This is a genomic window from Bifidobacterium sp. ESL0682 (assembly GCF_029392815.1).
Taxonomy (GTDB): Bacteria; Actinomycetota; Actinomycetes; order Actinomycetales; family Bifidobacteriaceae; genus Bifidobacterium.
Genome location: NZ_CP113942.1, coordinates 408,170 through 423,134 on the forward strand (window position 1 = coordinate 408,170; position 14,965 = coordinate 423,134).

Genomic DNA, 14,965 nt, shown 5'->3' on the forward strand with positions numbered 1-14,965 from the left:
TAATGCTTCATTTATTTTACATACTGTCCAGTCTGGAAATGATTGATTGGTGTCACTTCGAAGATTTTTATTTTGGAATTGCACAATTTCCCCACAGAACATCGACATGCGCATACCAAGTTTGTGCAGAATCTGCGTTGGCTCACTAAATTTCGAGACAGTAGTGGATAATGGTTCACGGTCGTATGAATGAGGGGAAACCTATGCGTGAGCCAAGAGGACAACATCTAGCAGCCATTCAGCCGAGGCATCGTCATCGTGTTTGGCCTTGGGCGTTACTGGTGATATTTGTACTGTTACTTGCTATGGCTGGAATTGGCGCTTATTGCGGCAAAGTTATGTATAGCCAGGCTAAAGAAGTGAAGACCCATGAACAAAATGCTGTGACCATGCTCAGCGGCTTTTCTGGTACTAATGATCTCAATTCGCTTGATCAGGTTTCCCAAAAATTACCGCAAGTCCAGAGTGAGACTCAAAAAGCCGACAGTATCGCTCACGGAAAATTGTGGAATCTGGCTGCCAAGGCCCCGTTTGTGGGCAATGATATCAAGACGGTGCAGGGTATGACGTCTTCGGTGAATAGCATTGTGCATGATTCGATTCCACAGTTCCTGAATGTTGTCAACAATCTTAAAAGTGCACAGTTGAGCGAAGGCAATGGCCAGATTAATCTTCAGCCGATTCTTCAATCGCAGCAACAGATAAAAACTGCCAACACTGCTATGCAGACCCAGGTATCGTCTTATAATCAGTTGCCGGCGCAAAAGCTCAGTTGAAAGTAGTACGGGATGCTTACGGAACATCCAAAACTAAGCTTGACGCCCTTGCACAGAAATTTGACCAGCTATCGAATGTTTTTCAAGTGTTGCCAGATTTTCTTGGCGCAAATCAGCAACGTAACTATGCGATTACAGCTATGACCACTTCGGAAGCTCGGTCTTCTGGCGGTTTGATTGGCTCAGTAGGCGTACTCACCACTGATAATGGGAAAATTACAATAGGTAAATTTAGGCCCAATGCTGAGTATCAAGCGTATGGAATGGCCAAAGTCAGTCCAAGTGAAAGTGCAATATTCAGGCAATGGGGGCCGATGCATCAATCTTTGGTGATGCAGGATTTGGCTTCTTGCCCTGATACTCAACGTCTTGCCGAAAATGTGAACTCCGTTTGGAAACGTACACCATGGGGCATGAAACAGCCGATTGACGGTGTAATCGCCATGGATCCTGTTTATTTACAAGCGATGATAAAATTGAGTGGAAACGTTACTCTTGACGATGGACGTGTGCTAACCGGTGATAATACGGCTCAATTCTTGTTGAACACTATATACAAGGAGTATCCTCCGTCACAACAGGATTCGTATTTCGGACAGGTGGCTGCCAAAAGTACTACTTCTTTGTTCGCCAATATGAATGTGAGCAAGATGATGGGCCTTATGAGTGTATCCGGTCAAATGGCTGCAGGTCGTCACCTCTCAATGTATGCGTTCGATTCGAATATAGAATCGGAATTTGCATCTTCGGGGCTGACCGCTCACACTCCCAATGATGAGGCAAAGCCAACCATTGGGGTTTATTCCAATGAGCAGAATGCGTCGAAAATGGATTGGTACATTCATAAAACGTCGAAAATTACCAGAACAAGTTCGAATTCTACTGGCGTTCGTACTTACCATGTGGATTATACGATGACTAATACCATGACCCAGGCAGAGTTGCAGTCTGTACCGGATTATATCAAGGGTATGGGGGTGTACCACGTGGGAATGGCGTGGAAAAGACCTTGCTTTATGCTCCAGCTGGTGGATCCATCAGTCATCTTTCAGTAATAGGCTATGACGAGACGATGCAGCAAAAGACATTGAACGGTGTCCCACTTTACGCTGGTGTCGTTCAAGTCGCTCCTGGTCAATCAGTGACTTTCTCTTTCGATGTCGTAACATCGTCAAAGGCCGTTTCGGATTTGCAAGTAGATCAGAGCCCAATGGGCTGGGAAAATCCTGGCGTCACTTATGTTGACGGTTCTACTCAAAAATAAATAATTATCAGTACATTCAACGGAGGCTATTACAGTGGAGCAAGTTTCGGCATCGGTCAGTCTGGTTATTCCCACGTTAAATGCTTCTCAAAGCATAAGTGAGTTAATTGGTGCTCTTAACAGGCAATCCTTGCCGTTGGATGAAGTTTTGGTGATTGATTCGAGTTCTGAGGATAACACAGCGGATTTGGCGGAAAAGTGCGGGGCACGGGTAGTTGTTATTCCACGTTCCGAGTTCAATCATGGTGGGACTCGGCATAAGGCCTTTTTGATGACCAAAACCGATTATGTCCTCTTTATGACTCAGGATGCGCTTCCTGCAAACGAGCATTATGTAGAGAATTTGTTGGAGCCTTTTAGCGATGGAAAGATTGCTATGGTCTCGGGTCGTCAATTGCCGCGTGCAGATGCTCGGGCTTTTGAAAAATTGGTGCGTGCGTTTAATTATCCGTCGGATTCATTCGTTCGTGATGTATCGACTTGCCTTGCCTACGCTGGGAATTAAGACTTTCTTTGCCTCGGACGTATGTAGCGCTTATCGCCGTACGGCTTACTTGGAGTGCGGAGGTTTCGATACTTCATGCAATACGAATGAGGATATGCTTATGGCCGCTAAATTCATTAGTGCCAATTATAAAGTTGCTTATGCAGCGAATGCTGAGGTCATACATTCTCATAATCTCTCGTTGAAGCAGCAATACCAAAGAAACAAGGAGATTGGTATCTTCCTGAAAAAGCACAAAGCAGCGCTGATGAACGCTTCCGAATACGGAGAAGGTAAGCGCATGGTTCTGTATGTGATGAAACACCTGTTCAACGATAAACAGTATGCGGAAATCCTATCTTTCTTCTTTGATTGCGTTGCTCGATACTGCGGCAATAAAGTTGGTAAGCTAGGTTAATGAGTTATCAGTAAAGTAGGATTATCCAGATATCGGAAACAGAGATTAGAGAATACAGTGCAAGATACGGTTGATGTTTTGCTGGCTACTTTCAATGGTGAAGAATATATCGATGAGCAAGTCCTTTCTTTGGAAAAACAAACAATGAATGATTTCAATATATTGATTTCCGATGATGGCTCAACTGATTTGACAATAAAGCATATACACGAACTTCAACTTCGATATCCGAATGTTCATGTCATTAAAGATCATCCTCGTTTCGGTGGGGCGAAAGGGAATTTCCTATTCCTCACGCAGCAGACCCAAGCGCAGTATGCAATGTTCTGCGATCAGGATGATTATTGGCTGCCTTCAAAAATCGAATTGACATACAAGAAGATGAAGCAGCTCGAGAAAAATATGGTGTCGACATACCATTATTGGTTTTTACTGACATGAAAGTAGTTGATTCATCATTGAAAACCATGAATGATTCGTTTGAATCCTATTCGAATATCGATCCGAGTCGGACTGACTTTAAACAGGTTATGGCCCAATCCTTTGCTGCTGGATGCACGATGATGGTCAATAGGGCGCTTCTGAATCTGCTGCAAGAAACCCCGTCCGGTCAATTTATGATTATGCATGATTGGTGGATATCTCTTATAGCTGCAGGTTTTGGACATATAGGGTATGTTCCTCAGGCGACTAGCCTCTATCGTCAACACGGGGATAATTCAATTGGAGCGAAACGTTTTTCAATTCTTAAAGCGGTTTCGGTGCCTAAAAAAATGGTTTCCAGCTTCAGGGCAACAGTACAGCAAGCCACATCATTCAGAGAAATATATGGGGACAGGCTTGATGCCGATAAACTGGAATGCCTCAGTTATTTTGTTTCCATCGGCCAAAAGGGTCTGATTCCTCGTCTATTTTCCTTATTCAAAAGCGATGCATGGAAAAAAGGTGCAAGGAAAATTGGCCAGATCTATGCGGTTTTGACGTATCGTTTATATCATTTTAATAGCTAGAAAATGATAACAGTTCTGTCGTTTATATATATGAATGATAAAATCGAACAGATTAATCGGATGACTGCTTGGCGGTTAATGGTGATACGGGAATAGCCTACGAGATAGGGGATACTTTTGCAAGTGAAAAGGAAAAGACTATCTAACGAACTTTCTGCAAAACAGATGTGGGTCAATATCCTCAGTGTTGTGACGAGTACACTTGGTTTTGTTTTGTTGGCGCTTAGACTTCCTTCGTTTGTGAATGCTCTAGTTTTCCTTGCTGTCAGTTTTTTCTGCTTCATCTCTTTTGGAAAAGCCATCGGAAGATTTATCACGGCACGTGGTATTTTCGCTTTATTTTGGTTTGGAAGTATCGCGCTCTCTTGTCTGCGTATTCATCCCATGCAAACGGCATGGAGTTATAAAACCATCATTGCCTTGGCATTCGTTTTTCCTGCTTTTATTGCAGGGTATATTCTTTGTGAACTGCTTTTTGCTAAATTTGGCAAATCTTCTGACAAGATTGAAATATCGGCAGGTTATTATTATAGGCCGCTAATTGCTTTGGGGATCCTGATCATCATTGCTTTTCTTATGGATTGTCTGTATTCCAAGGATATCCCGCTTTTTGCCAAGAATATGGCCGCCTATAAAACATTCGGTATGCCGATGGTTCACTATCTGACAGTGTCAGTAGGCTTTTATCCAGCATTGGTGCTTTGCTATTGTAGGGAAAAAGAGGTTTCTATTTTCAAGGAGCCTGTTCTTCTTGGATTCAGTATTTTTCGTTTGTGTTGCCTATACTCATCGTTTCGAGGCAACTCTTGATTCTCGAGTTTATCCTTTTTGTTTTTGCTTGGCTTCTTTATAAGCGTCAGCCAATTGATGTAATCAAGTCACTTACTACTAAGCGAATCATTGTCGGTCTTGTCGCATTAATTGTCATTGTATGTTTGTATCTTGTGATTTCTGCTTCCAGGAAGCAAAACATCGTTTATCTCACCCAAGTTTTCAGATTGCCATCTGTACCATCGAAACTAGGCATGACAGGTTGGCAGGCTTATCTGTATGTTGCGTTTAACTATGATAATTTTAATTATCTAGTGGCTCATCTGCATTCATTTTCTTATGGGGCCAATGTTTTTCTCCAGTTATCGCGTTGCTAAAGCTTAAACATTTTGTTCCGGCAAGTTTTGTCAGTAGTAATGGATTAATGTTATTGCCCACATTCACTACTTATCCTATAGTTTGCTTTGGTTATAGAGATCTTGGCATCATCGGTGTTATTGTCAGTCTTTTTCTAATTGGAGCTGTTGCCTTGATTGCTGAGAAGAAAGCAAAAGAAGGCACTGCGATTACCTACCATGTTATTTATTATTTGGTGTTGTATTCCTTGGTTTTCTGCTTTTTCTCAAATATGTTCGCGAATTCCACGATTTGGGTCTATGTTATTTTGCTACTTTTCATGGAAATGGCAGCAAGGCTATTGGCCAGGCGAGAAATGAAGTAATGATGCAATATATTTACAGTGAATAAAGCTTTCTTACGGCTTTATTCACTGGTTTCAAACCGCTTAGGCTTATTGCCAATACCGCAAACAACACTGCCACGACAAGCGACACGGAAGTATTGGTGATGGGGTGAAGAGCCATCAGTTTTTTCAGGCCGAACAGAACGACAACGTGACCTAAAAATATTGCAAGAGACCGTTGTCCCAGAATCTCGAAAAGTGGCCACTCTATATTCAAGCTTAAGATAACGATGGTGCCGCAAATTCCGATTGCTAGGAGAATAAAACGGAGTATGCCGCCTTTCAATGGTGTTGTGCCTAGCAGTGCATAATTCCAATTACGGAATAGCCAGTGAGGTTCAAGATGAGTGTGCACGAACCAAAGAATTCCACATAAATAGAGGAAGACAAGTGCTGTGATAATTGTCCGATTCAATTTCCGGCAGAAGAGAACGATTTGCTTTCCCCATGCTTTTCCGAGAACGTAGAAGGGCAGGAATCCAAACGTTCTTTGTATCGCGAACCAATTTCCGTGGAAAGGGATGAGACCGGATAATACCAAACCGATCAGGCTCGCGATGAATGTGGCGCGCGGCCAACGGTTGATCAGTGGGATGAGAAAAGTCCACCAAATCATGACGATAAGATACCAAAGCGGACCATAAGGCCAATACCAAGGCTCTCCGGGGATTTTCAATACATAACCTATCGCTTTATAGATTATTTCGAATACCAGGAATGTGGCTGCAAGTCCACCGAGTTTCCGCAAGCTGATTTTCTTTGGAGAAAACATGCCAGTCAAAAATATAAAAGCTGGCATATGTACACCGTAAATTAATATGAGCAAGGCTCTAGTGCCGCCGATATTCCAGCCGTTGATGTCCTCCAATGCGTGCCCTAATACTACGGAAACTATAAGCAGTCCCTTAATCACATCAAGTCTTTTGTCGCGCACTTAGACTGTCCTCTCATTGGTATGAACATGTCCATATGTCTTACGTTCTGATTGTACAGATTGTCATACAGTTGAGAATTTGTAATATTGAGATGTGAGACAAAGTCTGATTCACAACGTGTCTTCAGTTCCAGGCTTTGTCGCTAGATGTGTTTCAAGCAGCATGCAACTAAGTTTGATTAAGGGCTTGTTCGTCGTGTCTTTGACGCAAATTGGTAAGTTAAGTGTATTATTGGCTTTATTAAAGCCAAAGTGGGAAACAAGGCGCGTGCTAGTTGGAGGTTTGTCGGTGAACGGTAGAGCCATTATTAGTAATATGTTCACCGCTTTCTTTGCACAAGGTGTGAGTCTTCTTTTAAGTATTCTCCAATCGCTGATTATCCCAAAAATGCTGGGTGTGACACAATTTGGGTATTGGCAGCTGTATCTGTTTTATGTAAGCTATGTCGGATTTTTCCATCTGGGGCTGAGTTCAGGGATTTACCTGAAAATGGGCGGAGTGCCCAGAGATGAGATGGACAAGGGGTCCGTTAAGTCGCAGTTTGTGTTCGGTGTGACGTACCAGACCATCATGGCACTGGTGATTATTGCGGCTTCTTACCTTTTCGGTTCGGTTCCCAGCGTCAATTCGTGATTTTTGGACCGGTGTTTATCTGGTTCTGCAGAACGCCGCAACCTATATGTCAAACGTTCTGCAATGTATGAACGAGACAAAGAAGTCTTCATATTCGGTAGTGGTGGAGCGAGTCGCATTCCTCATCCCCATGATTGCCTTCATGGCGATGGGTGTCCGCTCTTTTAAACCGTATGTGCTGGCTTATACGGTTTCGACGATTCTGCAGCTGGTCTATTGCATTTGGAATCTTCGAGATTTCATCAGTGCACCTTGGCTTGGTTTCAGAACGGCAGCCCGTCAGGGATGGGAAAGCATCAAAATTGGTATCAACCTTATGCTCGCCAATATCGCAAGTATGCTGATACTCGGCGTAGCCCGCTTCTTCATCGATTTGCAATGGGGTATCGAAAAATTCGGCGAGTTGTCGCTGGCCCTTTCTCTGGTCAACTTCTTCCTGGCTTTTGTCAGTCAGGCCAGTATGGTTCTTTTCCCTGCTCTACGGCAAGGCAGCAAACAAGAAGTACGTTCATTCTTTAAATATGCCAAGGACGCTTTGAGCCTGCTGTTCCCGGTTGCCTATCTGATATATTTCCCCCTGGTCTGGATTCTGGATCTTTGGCTGCCAAACTATGCAGCCAGTTTCTCATATCTGATTTTGTTGCTTCCTATTTGTGTGTTCGACAGCAAGATGAACATTCTGTGCGTTACGTTCTTCAACGTCACCAGACGAGAAAAGATCATGCTTAAGGTCAATATAGTTGCGGCTTTAGGCAGCTTCATTCTCACACTAGTGGGAGTGTATGTTTGTAAATCAATCATTTTTGTCATCGGTTCCATCACGCTGATGATTATTCTTCGCAGCGTTTTTTCTGAACGATTCATTTCCGACATGTTGGGTTTCAAGCAGGGGCCTATACCTGTCGCTGAACTTGCGCTGACACTTGTCTTCATCCTGTCAGCAGAGTTGCTGCCATCGGTTTGGGCGTTTGTGATATATGCCGTCGCATATATTATATTCATATGCGTATTTTCTGCCACATTAAAAGGATTGTGGAGGAAGTTACGTCCAGCCACAAGAACGTGAAAAACATAAGGGCGTGAAAGACAATTATGCAGACGACCGGTCATGAGCTGACTCTACGTCAGATACAGCTCGCTACTCTTAAAATTCTTAAGCAGATTATTCAGATCTGCGAGGATCAAGGGCTTACTTATTATTTGGCATATGGTTCGCTGATTGGTGCTGTCCGCCATCATGGTTTCATTCCGTGGGATGATGATTTAGATATTTGCATGCCTCGGCCTGATTTCAACAAATTTTTAGCTTATTTCGATGATGAGAGCCATGACACCGGCACGTTGAGAGCGATTCACAATAAGCCGGGACACCTTCTTCCGTTCCTTATCGCACGTATCAGTGACACGGCCTATCGGGAAATAGGGAGTTCGGTGATGAGATTCCCGAAATGGGCACCTTCATTGATGTATATCCTTTGGATGGAGTCGGTAACGATTCCGAGGCTGCGGAAAAGCAAAAGAAGATGGTCGACAATTTGACCAAGCAGTATCTTCGCGCAGCGGATTTCGATATCTATAATAAAAACTCTTCGGCTATCAAGAAAAGCCTTAAGAGAATTCGAGCTTTCTTCTTAAAGTCTCCTGAATATTACTGGCAGAAGATCATGCAGCAAAGTAGTGAAAAGCAGTATGAGGATTCCCGATTCATTTCATGCCAGGTTTGGATTCCTGTATTTACCAGATTCCATAAGAAAGAGGATTATGGAACCGGACAAATTACTGAGTTCGAAGGTCTCCAAGTGCGGATTCCGAATAATCCGGATGCCATTCTGCAGAGCCAGTACGGCGATTATATGCGACTCCCGCCAAAAGAGGAAAGAATCAGTCATCATTTCTATTCCATCGTTCCGCGAGCTTGATGGATTGAAGATTGCATGGGTGTTGCTTTCCGTGAGAACAGGAAAGGCAGCACCCATAATGATAAACAGGCAGAGTTGCCTAACGTGATTCCTTAAGAATAGTCAGAGTTCTGGCAATGCCTTCAGGAATGGTATAGCCAGAACTCCATCCTAATTGGTTGAGTTTCAAACCGCTTTGGCACGCTACAGTTGCTTTGCTGAAACCAGCCTGCTCTGTCGCATTCGGCAAATCAAACACGACGTGAGTACCGGCATCTTCTGCGATGATTTCTGCAAGGTCTTTTAGGTGAATACAAGAACTGGTATCGGCGACATTATAGGCATCTCCGTCCTTCCCCTTAAGCATTACGGTCAAGAGCCCCGAAACGGCGTCGGCGACATAGGTGTATGAATAGAACTGGTTGCCTTCGCTTTTCAGTACAATATCTTTCCCGTTCAATGCGTCATGAATGAACTGTGATGATGCCTTGGTGTCGGTTGCAAGCGTTGTGGGTCCGTATGATCGTGAGAACCGGGGGATGACGGTTTCGATCTTTTTGTACCCGATAGGCCTGGCATAATGCCTCTCCACATCGCTTGCTTTCCGGGTATCCGGCACGTAGTGTATTTGGGTCTATATACCCGCAATACTGCTCGTCGAAAGTATCGACATCGTTTCTGTTTTCCCCATAAATTTCGCATGATGAGGCGAAAACAAAACGTTTTGTGTGTGCTTGGCCGGCATAATCAAGGAGATTGCGGGTTCCTATGATATTGGTGGTTATCGTGCCTATGGGATTTGTGGCATATTCGACAGGGTGTGTGCTGCTTGCCAGATGAATGATATAGTCCGCTGGAGCGTCAAGAATGTTGGTGAGCGCATTATCCAGATTCACTTCTTTGAACGTGAAATATGGTGAGTCCCAATATTCGCCGAATCGTGCATGCGCTTTTTGGGCATTCCTGCCTAAGGCGATAACGTGACAATCGAGATGCCTGGCGCGGTTATTGAACATGAGTACATCGATGAGGAAGGTTCCAAATAACCCGGTTGCGCCGGATATCATCACGTTTGCATTTTCAAGATCGTGCCAAGGAAGATTCAGTCCTGCTACTTGTTCGATGTCCGCTTTGTAGAGAGGATGGTTAAACGTTTGTGTTGAGCTCATTTCAGCCAGCTGTCTTTATCGGCCTTGAGGTAGGCCTTGAACATTTCGAGATCGTTCCGATTGGTTAGTTTGATGTTCTTGTCAGAGCCTGCGGCAAAATACAGACGTTCGCCTAAGTCTGCCATCATGGTGTTGGTATAGGAATTCGGACCGATTCCGATTCCCTTTTCGAAAGCAGTTTCGTATGCCCAGTTCAATTTTTTGAAACGGTAGGCTTGCGGCGTCGACACTCGGCGTAGTGTTTCGCGGGGGATGTATGTGGTGGTCGATTCTTCATCGTCTTTGATGAAAATCTGCTCGTTATAGGGCAATGAGGTTACGGCGTTACCCTTTTTCTGACAGGTGATGATGACATCCGACAATACTGCGTCATCGACCAGAGGACGGATACCGTCGTGAATGACGATAATATCGTCGTCATTTGCAATGTCTTTTAGATTGGAAACGCCATTATGAATGGATTCCTGAGCGCTGTTACCGCCGGCTACAATCCATTTGAGCTTGGATATATTGAACTGTTTGGCGTAGGCGCGTAGCATATCTTGCCAGCCGTCCAGACAAACAACTTCTATGGCGTCAATCATTGGATGATTTTCAAAGTTTTCCAATGTGTAGACCAACACTGGCTTATCGTATACATTGATAAACTGCTTGGGAATATCCTGTCCCATTCGTCGGCCTGATCCGCTGGCAATGATAACTGCGATGTTCATATTTCCGCTTCTCGTTTTTGTTGGTATCAGTATTCATAAATTATAATATATCGACGATATACAAAGAAACTTTAAAGTTCTAATTAAAGGCATCTAAGCTTCTTCTTGCGTACTCAGTATTACACAATTGTTGGATTTGAAGAAGAGCCGGCTTCCTTCTGCTAAGCGGTTATCTGTCAGGGTGTTCCATTTGTGCCTATATTTATTAATTTATGATAAGAATTGGTCTATAGTCTTAATTGTTTTATATACAAGTGGTTTTTATCGCAAAGTGCTAAATCTTTGGTTTGACGCTTATATCCGAATAATCAAAAAAATAATAAAGGATGAGCAAATGGCTGATAGAAAGCAAGAGCTGACGACCTCTGAAATCAAAGCTGCCATATTGGATATTCTCAAAAGCGTCATTCAGATTTGTGATGATCAGAGATTAACTTACTATTTGGCCTATGGCTCTTTGATTGGAGCGTTGCGTCATCAGGGATTTATTCCTTGGGATGACGATTTGGATATTTGGATGCCGCGTCCGGACTACGACAAACTGCTTCAGTATTTTGACGATTCCCAGCATGATACGGGTTCGTTGGTGGCGTTGCATACTACAGAGCAGAGGTTGCTTCCGTTTCTTCTGACTCGCATTAGTGATACTCGGTATAAAGAGATTGGTGAATACGGCGATTTAGTACCTGAAATGGGCACTTTCATCGACATCTATCCGCTTGACGGGCTACTTGGCAACTATGAGGAAGCTCTTGAGGATAATGAAAAGACTTTCTCCATTGTTGCGAAGTATATGAAGGCGGCTAATTTTCCCACTATTAATAGGCCTATAAATTTTTTGAAAGAGGTGTTAAAGAAACTTCGTTCTATGATGATGAAGAGTCCTATTACTGATTGGCGTGAGATCTGTAGCCGTTCAACGGTGAAAGGTTATGAAGACGCTGAATATGTTTCATGCAAAACCTGGAATGATGCGCAAAGCTGCAAAGTCGTAGACAGAAAAGACGACTATGGCGAAGGTAAAATGGCGATTTTCGAAGGTTTGCAAGTGCGCATTCCCGATAATACAGATGCTATTTTACGGCGTATTTATGGCGATTATATGCAGCTTCCTCCGGAAAGCGAGAGGGTGGGACATCATTACTATTCGATCGTGCCCAGAGAAGATGCCTAACGGTGTTTAATCCGTGATTTGTTTTGCTATTGTGACGGATTTATTTGATTTTCTTGTTTGTTTTATCTGCGTAAAATAGCTCGTTCCAGTCCGAAGCTGCAAGAACCGTGCTGCAGAGAATCAGCAGGCAGAGTAGTGCGGTTGCTGCACTCGGCACGGTGCCCTGCAGAATGAATCCGAAGACCACGGCCCATGCGGAATATGAGATGTTGAGGGCCATCGCTCGCGCTGTTCCGATGACCTCGATGCCCTTGTAGTAGCACAAGTACGATGCGGTTCCTGCGAGCGCAGCCAGAAGAATGACGGCGCTCGACAGGTGTGGTATCGCGTTTGCGGTGAACTTCCATGCTCCGAAGAGGGGCAAAGCAATTATGGCGTATGCGAGGGCAGATGTGGTCTCTCTGATCTGCAGGGCGGTGTCGTTGTCGACGGCGTCGTCGCGCATGCCCCAGGCGCATAGCACACCTTCCGATCCCCATCCTGCGACGGCGAGCAATGCGCCGACGAGCCCAAGCACGGGGTTCGCCAGTTTGGTGTCGCTCGAGGAAATGAAGCCGACGGCCATCACGCCGGCGAGAGCGACCAGGAGTGCTCCGACCTGTCCTTTGTTCATTCGTTCCTTGAGGAACACGTATGAAAGAAGTGCGCCCAATGCCGGGTAGCAGGCTGAGATGATGGCGGTATAGCCGGGGCCGATATTGTTGATGGCGATGAGATAGCCCGTCATGCCGATTGGCCCGCCCAACAAGGCGCCTGCCATGACCACAAGTCCGCTGCGGGTTTTGAGTGCTTTCAACGTAGCGCCCAGACGTTTGCGTGCACCCATGTAGACGACAAGCCATGCGGCGCACAACGCGTCATGGAGGAAGGCGCTCGCAATGGAGACTATCGATGCCGTCTGGGTTGGGTCAGAAAACGGAGACATGGCAAGCGCGATACCGAGAACGACCGTATCGAGTCCCCATAAGAGGCCGCTGAATACGCCGAATCTCAAGAGGCGTCCTTCTCGTAGAGCTCCAGCGTGCGGTCGAGATAGGTTGAGGCGTAGCGGAAGTAGATGTAAAGCCATTCGTCCACGAAATCACCTTGGGACTGCTTCACCAGTGACCACAAATACCAGCACCATCCGGCCAGCTCGATATGGGCATAGTTGTGGCGTCGTTCAGCGGGCGTTGGCGTGCGGCCGAAGTAGGCGGCTAGCGCGGCGTCGACCTCGTTTTCGTCCAGCTGGCAGCACACGCAGAAGGTGCCGAAATCGTTGGCGTAGTCGCTCATACCGGCATATTCCCAGTCGATGAGCGAGTAGGAGCCTTTCTCGTCGATAAGGAAGTTGAGGGCGAAGAAGTCGTTGTGACAGAGGCATATCGGGGTGTTGTCAGCGCGGACATATTCTTCGAGGCGTGCCACCCGTTCAGCCATCTCCTCGAAACCGGGGATATCGATGGGTCCTTTTTGGTGCAGCAGCTTTTCGTAACGTTTGGCTTCCTCGAAGAAATCGAATTGACGCTTGACGCTCGCTCCGCTTTCGTGCAGTGCTCGCGCCATCTGCATGGCCTGTGCCACCTGGTTAGGATCGTGTGGGTCGAGGTTGCGGGCATTGGGAATGAAACGCGAGATTTTCCAGCCTTGCTCGGGGTCTTCGTAGATATATGTAGGATCGAGACCGAGTCTTTCGGCCGCCTTGAGCGCATCCACTTCGGCTCGGCGATTGATCAGTAGCTCTGTGCCCACGCCCGGATGACGGTACACGTACTCGCCATCGTTGGTGGAAAAATGGCATGACAGGTTGGTGAGACCTTGCTTGAGCGGATACACGTCATGGATTTCATCTTTGTCGCAGTGAAGCACGCGCACGATATTGTCAAAAATATCCGTATCGACGTTCTCGAGAAAATGGGGATCGAAGACGCGCACCTCGTCTAACGAATCAAATTCGTTGATGACACCGCTCTCGTAAGGGCGCATCCGCATATCGAGCTCTTTGATGTGTTCGATGTAGAGCGTTTCCCAGAGCTTATCGACGGTCTCAGGCAAGTTGTATTCGGCTTCGAGGATGGCGCGGAATTTCTTCGAGAATGCGCGGTCGAAGTAGACGTGACCGAGCATGAACCAGGAGTCGCTGCCGCCTACCTGCACCGAAGTGATACGCCCATGAGCACCTGTGGTCATGCACCATTCGTCGGTTGGCCCCTCGGAATATTGGGCGGCGTAGTAAGCCTTCCACGCATATGGTTCAAAGGGGTTGACGGTGAAGTAGTCGTCGGACGAGCAGATGTAGGTGTTGGCGAGCCGGTCGCGCACGCGCCACAGCGATCCGTTGTTGTTGCGTGTTGCGTATTCGTCGTTGACCACAATGGATACGCCGAACTTCTGCTCGAGGTAGAAGAAGAACTCTTTCTTGTAGCCCACTACGACGGTGATGTCGTGGATGCCTGCCGCCTGCAATTGCTTGATCTGACGCTCGATAAGAACTTCTCCGCGGACTTTCAGAAGGCCCTTGGGCTTTTCGTAGGAGATGGGGGCGAATCTGGATGAGAGGCCTGCGGCTAGAATGATGGCGTTATCCACCTTGTAGGGTGCAAGTGCCTCGATGCCTGCAGGCGTGATATGAGAGTTTTTAATGTATCTTTTATCGGTGAGCTCGCTTACGGCTGTGTTTACACTACCGAGAGAAAGGCCAGTTGCGGATACAATTAGGCGTTGCTGCGCGTCGGGATGAGTCCGCAGATATGTGAGGGCTAAAAACTGTTTTCTGGATAGCATCGGTTCCGCTTTCTCAAATGCGATAATGTTCAACTATTATAGCACAATTAAGGAAAATGAACATATAAGGCTATATGAGCTTATCTGTCTGTTAAGTCGCACATTACGTTTCTGCCTGAAAGGGAATAAAGGTACAAGAACAGAAAGGCGTCTACAGCTTTCCGCCCATACTTGGTTAATGATTAAAATCGAATAATGCCGGGGTTCATTGACTG

Annotated in this window: 19 protein-coding genes; 13 read left to right on the top strand and 6 right to left on the bottom strand. The window is 45.7% G+C overall.

Annotated elements, in window-relative coordinates; genetic code table 11:
* Window positions 1–203 precede the first annotated feature (203 nt).
* The 8 genes from OZX57_RS01645 (at window position 204) to OZX57_RS01680 (ending at window position 5,444) form a co-directional block, all read left to right on the top strand.
* A complete protein-coding gene (locus OZX57_RS01645) occupies window positions 204–776 on the top strand; it encodes a hypothetical protein (RefSeq protein WP_277162457.1) in 573 nt (190 codons plus the stop codon).
* Window positions 773–1,831 carry a DUF4012 domain-containing protein gene (locus OZX57_RS01650; RefSeq protein WP_277162458.1) on the top strand — a complete coding sequence of 353 codons (1,059 nt, stop codon included), beginning with the start codon at window positions 773–775 and terminating at the stop codon, window positions 1,829–1,831. The genes OZX57_RS01645 and OZX57_RS01650 overlap by 4 nt, the downstream gene beginning before the upstream one ends.
* Window positions 1,832–2,074: 243 nt before the next feature.
* Entirely contained in the window at window positions 2,075–2,545 is a 471-nt protein-coding gene (locus tag OZX57_RS01655) for a glycosyltransferase family 2 protein (RefSeq protein WP_277162459.1), read from the top strand.
* A 100-nt stretch (window positions 2,546–2,645) separates the two neighbouring features.
* Window positions 2,646–2,942, top strand: a complete 297-nt coding sequence (locus OZX57_RS01660; RefSeq protein ID WP_277162460.1) for a hypothetical protein — start codon at window positions 2,646–2,648, stop codon at window positions 2,940–2,942.
* A gap of 57 nt (window positions 2,943–2,999) precedes the next feature.
* Window positions 3,000–3,383: a glycosyltransferase gene (locus OZX57_RS01665; protein ID WP_277162461.1), complete on the top strand. Its 384-nt coding sequence runs from the start codon at window positions 3,000–3,002 to the stop codon at window positions 3,381–3,383.
* Window positions 3,287–3,952, top strand: coding sequence for a hypothetical protein (locus OZX57_RS01670; protein WP_277162462.1), 666 nt, complete (start codon window positions 3,287–3,289; stop codon window positions 3,950–3,952). The genes OZX57_RS01665 and OZX57_RS01670 overlap by 97 nt, the downstream gene beginning before the upstream one ends.
* Window positions 3,953–4,117: 165 nt before the next feature.
* Window positions 4,118–4,762, top strand: coding sequence for a hypothetical protein (locus OZX57_RS01675; protein WP_277162463.1), 645 nt, complete (start codon window positions 4,118–4,120; stop codon window positions 4,760–4,762).
* Window positions 4,763–5,054: 292 nt separating this feature from the next.
* Window positions 5,055–5,444, top strand: coding sequence for an oligosaccharide repeat unit polymerase (locus OZX57_RS01680; protein ID WP_277162897.1), 390 nt, complete (start codon window positions 5,055–5,057; stop codon window positions 5,442–5,444).
* A 13-nt stretch (window positions 5,445–5,457) separates the two neighbouring features.
* Here the strand turns inward: OZX57_RS01680 and OZX57_RS01685 are convergent, their stop codons facing one another.
* Complete coding sequence (locus OZX57_RS01685) at window positions 5,458–6,399, bottom strand: acyltransferase family protein (protein ID WP_277162464.1); 942 nt, start codon at window positions 6,397–6,399, stop codon at window positions 5,458–5,460.
* A gap of 175 nt (window positions 6,400–6,574) precedes the next feature.
* Between OZX57_RS01685 and OZX57_RS01690 the strand changes: the two genes are divergently transcribed.
* The 4 genes from OZX57_RS01690 (at window position 6,575) to OZX57_RS01705 (ending at window position 8,952) form a co-directional block, all read left to right on the top strand.
* Window positions 6,575–7,033 (top strand): hypothetical protein, encoded by a 459-nt coding sequence (locus OZX57_RS01690; protein WP_277162465.1) that lies wholly within the window; start codon window positions 6,575–6,577, stop codon window positions 7,031–7,033.
* Window positions 7,034–7,100: 67 nt separating this feature from the next.
* Complete coding sequence (locus OZX57_RS01695; protein ID WP_277162466.1) at window positions 7,101–8,099, top strand: hypothetical protein; 999 nt, start codon at window positions 7,101–7,103, stop codon at window positions 8,097–8,099.
* Window positions 8,100–8,125: 26 nt separating this feature from the next.
* The gene (locus tag OZX57_RS01700; protein WP_277162467.1) at window positions 8,126–8,572 is read left to right on the top strand and encodes a LicD family protein; all 447 of its coding nucleotides are present in this window, start codon (window positions 8,126–8,128) and stop codon (window positions 8,570–8,572) included.
* Window positions 8,482–8,952 carry a LicD family protein gene (locus OZX57_RS01705; RefSeq protein WP_277162468.1) on the top strand — a complete coding sequence of 157 codons (471 nt, stop codon included), beginning with the start codon at window positions 8,482–8,484 and terminating at the stop codon, window positions 8,950–8,952. The genes OZX57_RS01700 and OZX57_RS01705 overlap by 91 nt, the downstream gene beginning before the upstream one ends.
* 79 nt (window positions 8,953–9,031) lie before the next feature.
* On the opposite strand, the gene OZX57_RS01710 is transcribed toward OZX57_RS01705, so the two are convergent.
* The 3 genes from OZX57_RS01710 to OZX57_RS01720 are packed head-to-tail and all read right to left on the bottom strand — an operon-like array spanning window position 9,032 to window position 10,813.
* Window positions 9,032–9,499, bottom strand: coding sequence for an NAD-dependent epimerase/dehydratase family protein (locus OZX57_RS01710; protein WP_277162898.1), 468 nt, complete (start codon window positions 9,497–9,499; stop codon window positions 9,032–9,034).
* A complete protein-coding gene (locus OZX57_RS01715; protein WP_277162469.1) occupies window positions 9,396–10,100 on the bottom strand; it encodes an NAD-dependent epimerase/dehydratase family protein in 705 nt (234 codons plus the stop codon). Before OZX57_RS01715 ends, OZX57_RS01710 begins: the two co-directional genes overlap by 104 nt.
* Window positions 10,097–10,813, bottom strand: a complete 717-nt coding sequence (locus OZX57_RS01720; protein WP_277162470.1) for an IspD/TarI family cytidylyltransferase — start codon at window positions 10,811–10,813, stop codon at window positions 10,097–10,099. The genes OZX57_RS01715 and OZX57_RS01720 overlap by 4 nt, the downstream gene beginning before the upstream one ends.
* Before the next feature lie 334 nt (window positions 10,814–11,147).
* Here OZX57_RS01720 and OZX57_RS01725 point away from each other — a divergent pair, with 334 nt between their 5' ends.
* The gene (locus OZX57_RS01725) at window positions 11,148–11,987 is read left to right on the top strand and encodes a LicD family protein (protein ID WP_277162471.1); all 840 of its coding nucleotides are present in this window, start codon (window positions 11,148–11,150) and stop codon (window positions 11,985–11,987) included.
* 40 nt (window positions 11,988–12,027) lie between these two features.
* Here the strand turns inward: OZX57_RS01725 and OZX57_RS01730 are convergent, their stop codons facing one another.
* Together OZX57_RS01730 and OZX57_RS01735 are read right to left on the bottom strand one after the other, a co-directional pair.
* Window positions 12,028–12,981 carry a DMT family transporter gene (locus OZX57_RS01730; protein WP_277162472.1) on the bottom strand — a complete coding sequence of 318 codons (954 nt, stop codon included), beginning with the start codon at window positions 12,979–12,981 and terminating at the stop codon, window positions 12,028–12,030.
* Complete coding sequence (locus OZX57_RS01735; RefSeq protein ID WP_277162473.1) at window positions 12,978–14,555, bottom strand: phosphotransferase; 1,578 nt, start codon at window positions 14,553–14,555, stop codon at window positions 12,978–12,980. The genes OZX57_RS01730 and OZX57_RS01735 overlap by 4 nt, the downstream gene beginning before the upstream one ends.
* Window positions 14,556–14,965 lie beyond the last annotated feature (410 nt).

Bases quoted from the DNA above. Each gene is read 5' to 3' on its own strand.
- OZX57_RS01700 (WP_277162467.1), top strand. From the start codon at position 8,126: ATGCAGACGACCGGTCATGAGCTGACTCTACGTCAGATACAGCTCGCT.
- OZX57_RS01695 (WP_277162466.1), top strand. From the start codon at position 7,101: ATGAACGAGACAAAGAAGTCTTCATATTCGGTAGTGGTGGAGCGAGTC.
- OZX57_RS01725 (WP_277162471.1), top strand. From the start codon at position 11,148: ATGGCTGATAGAAAGCAAGAGCTGACGACCTCTGAAATCAAAGCTGCC.
- OZX57_RS01715 (WP_277162469.1), bottom strand. From the start codon at position 10,100: ATGAGCTCAACACAAACGTTTAACCATCCTCTCTACAAAGCGGACATC.
- OZX57_RS01705 (WP_277162468.1), top strand. From the start codon at position 8,482: ATGGGCACCTTCATTGATGTATATCCTTTGGATGGAGTCGGTAACGAT.
- OZX57_RS01675 (WP_277162463.1), top strand. From the start codon at position 4,118: ATGTGGGTCAATATCCTCAGTGTTGTGACGAGTACACTTGGTTTTGTT.
- OZX57_RS01720 (WP_277162470.1), bottom strand. From the start codon at position 10,813: ATGAACATCGCAGTTATCATTGCCAGCGGATCAGGCCGACGAATGGGA.
- OZX57_RS01645 (WP_277162457.1), top strand. From the start codon at position 204: ATGCGTGAGCCAAGAGGACAACATCTAGCAGCCATTCAGCCGAGGCAT.
- OZX57_RS01660 (WP_277162460.1), top strand. From the start codon at position 2,646: ATGGCCGCTAAATTCATTAGTGCCAATTATAAAGTTGCTTATGCAGCG.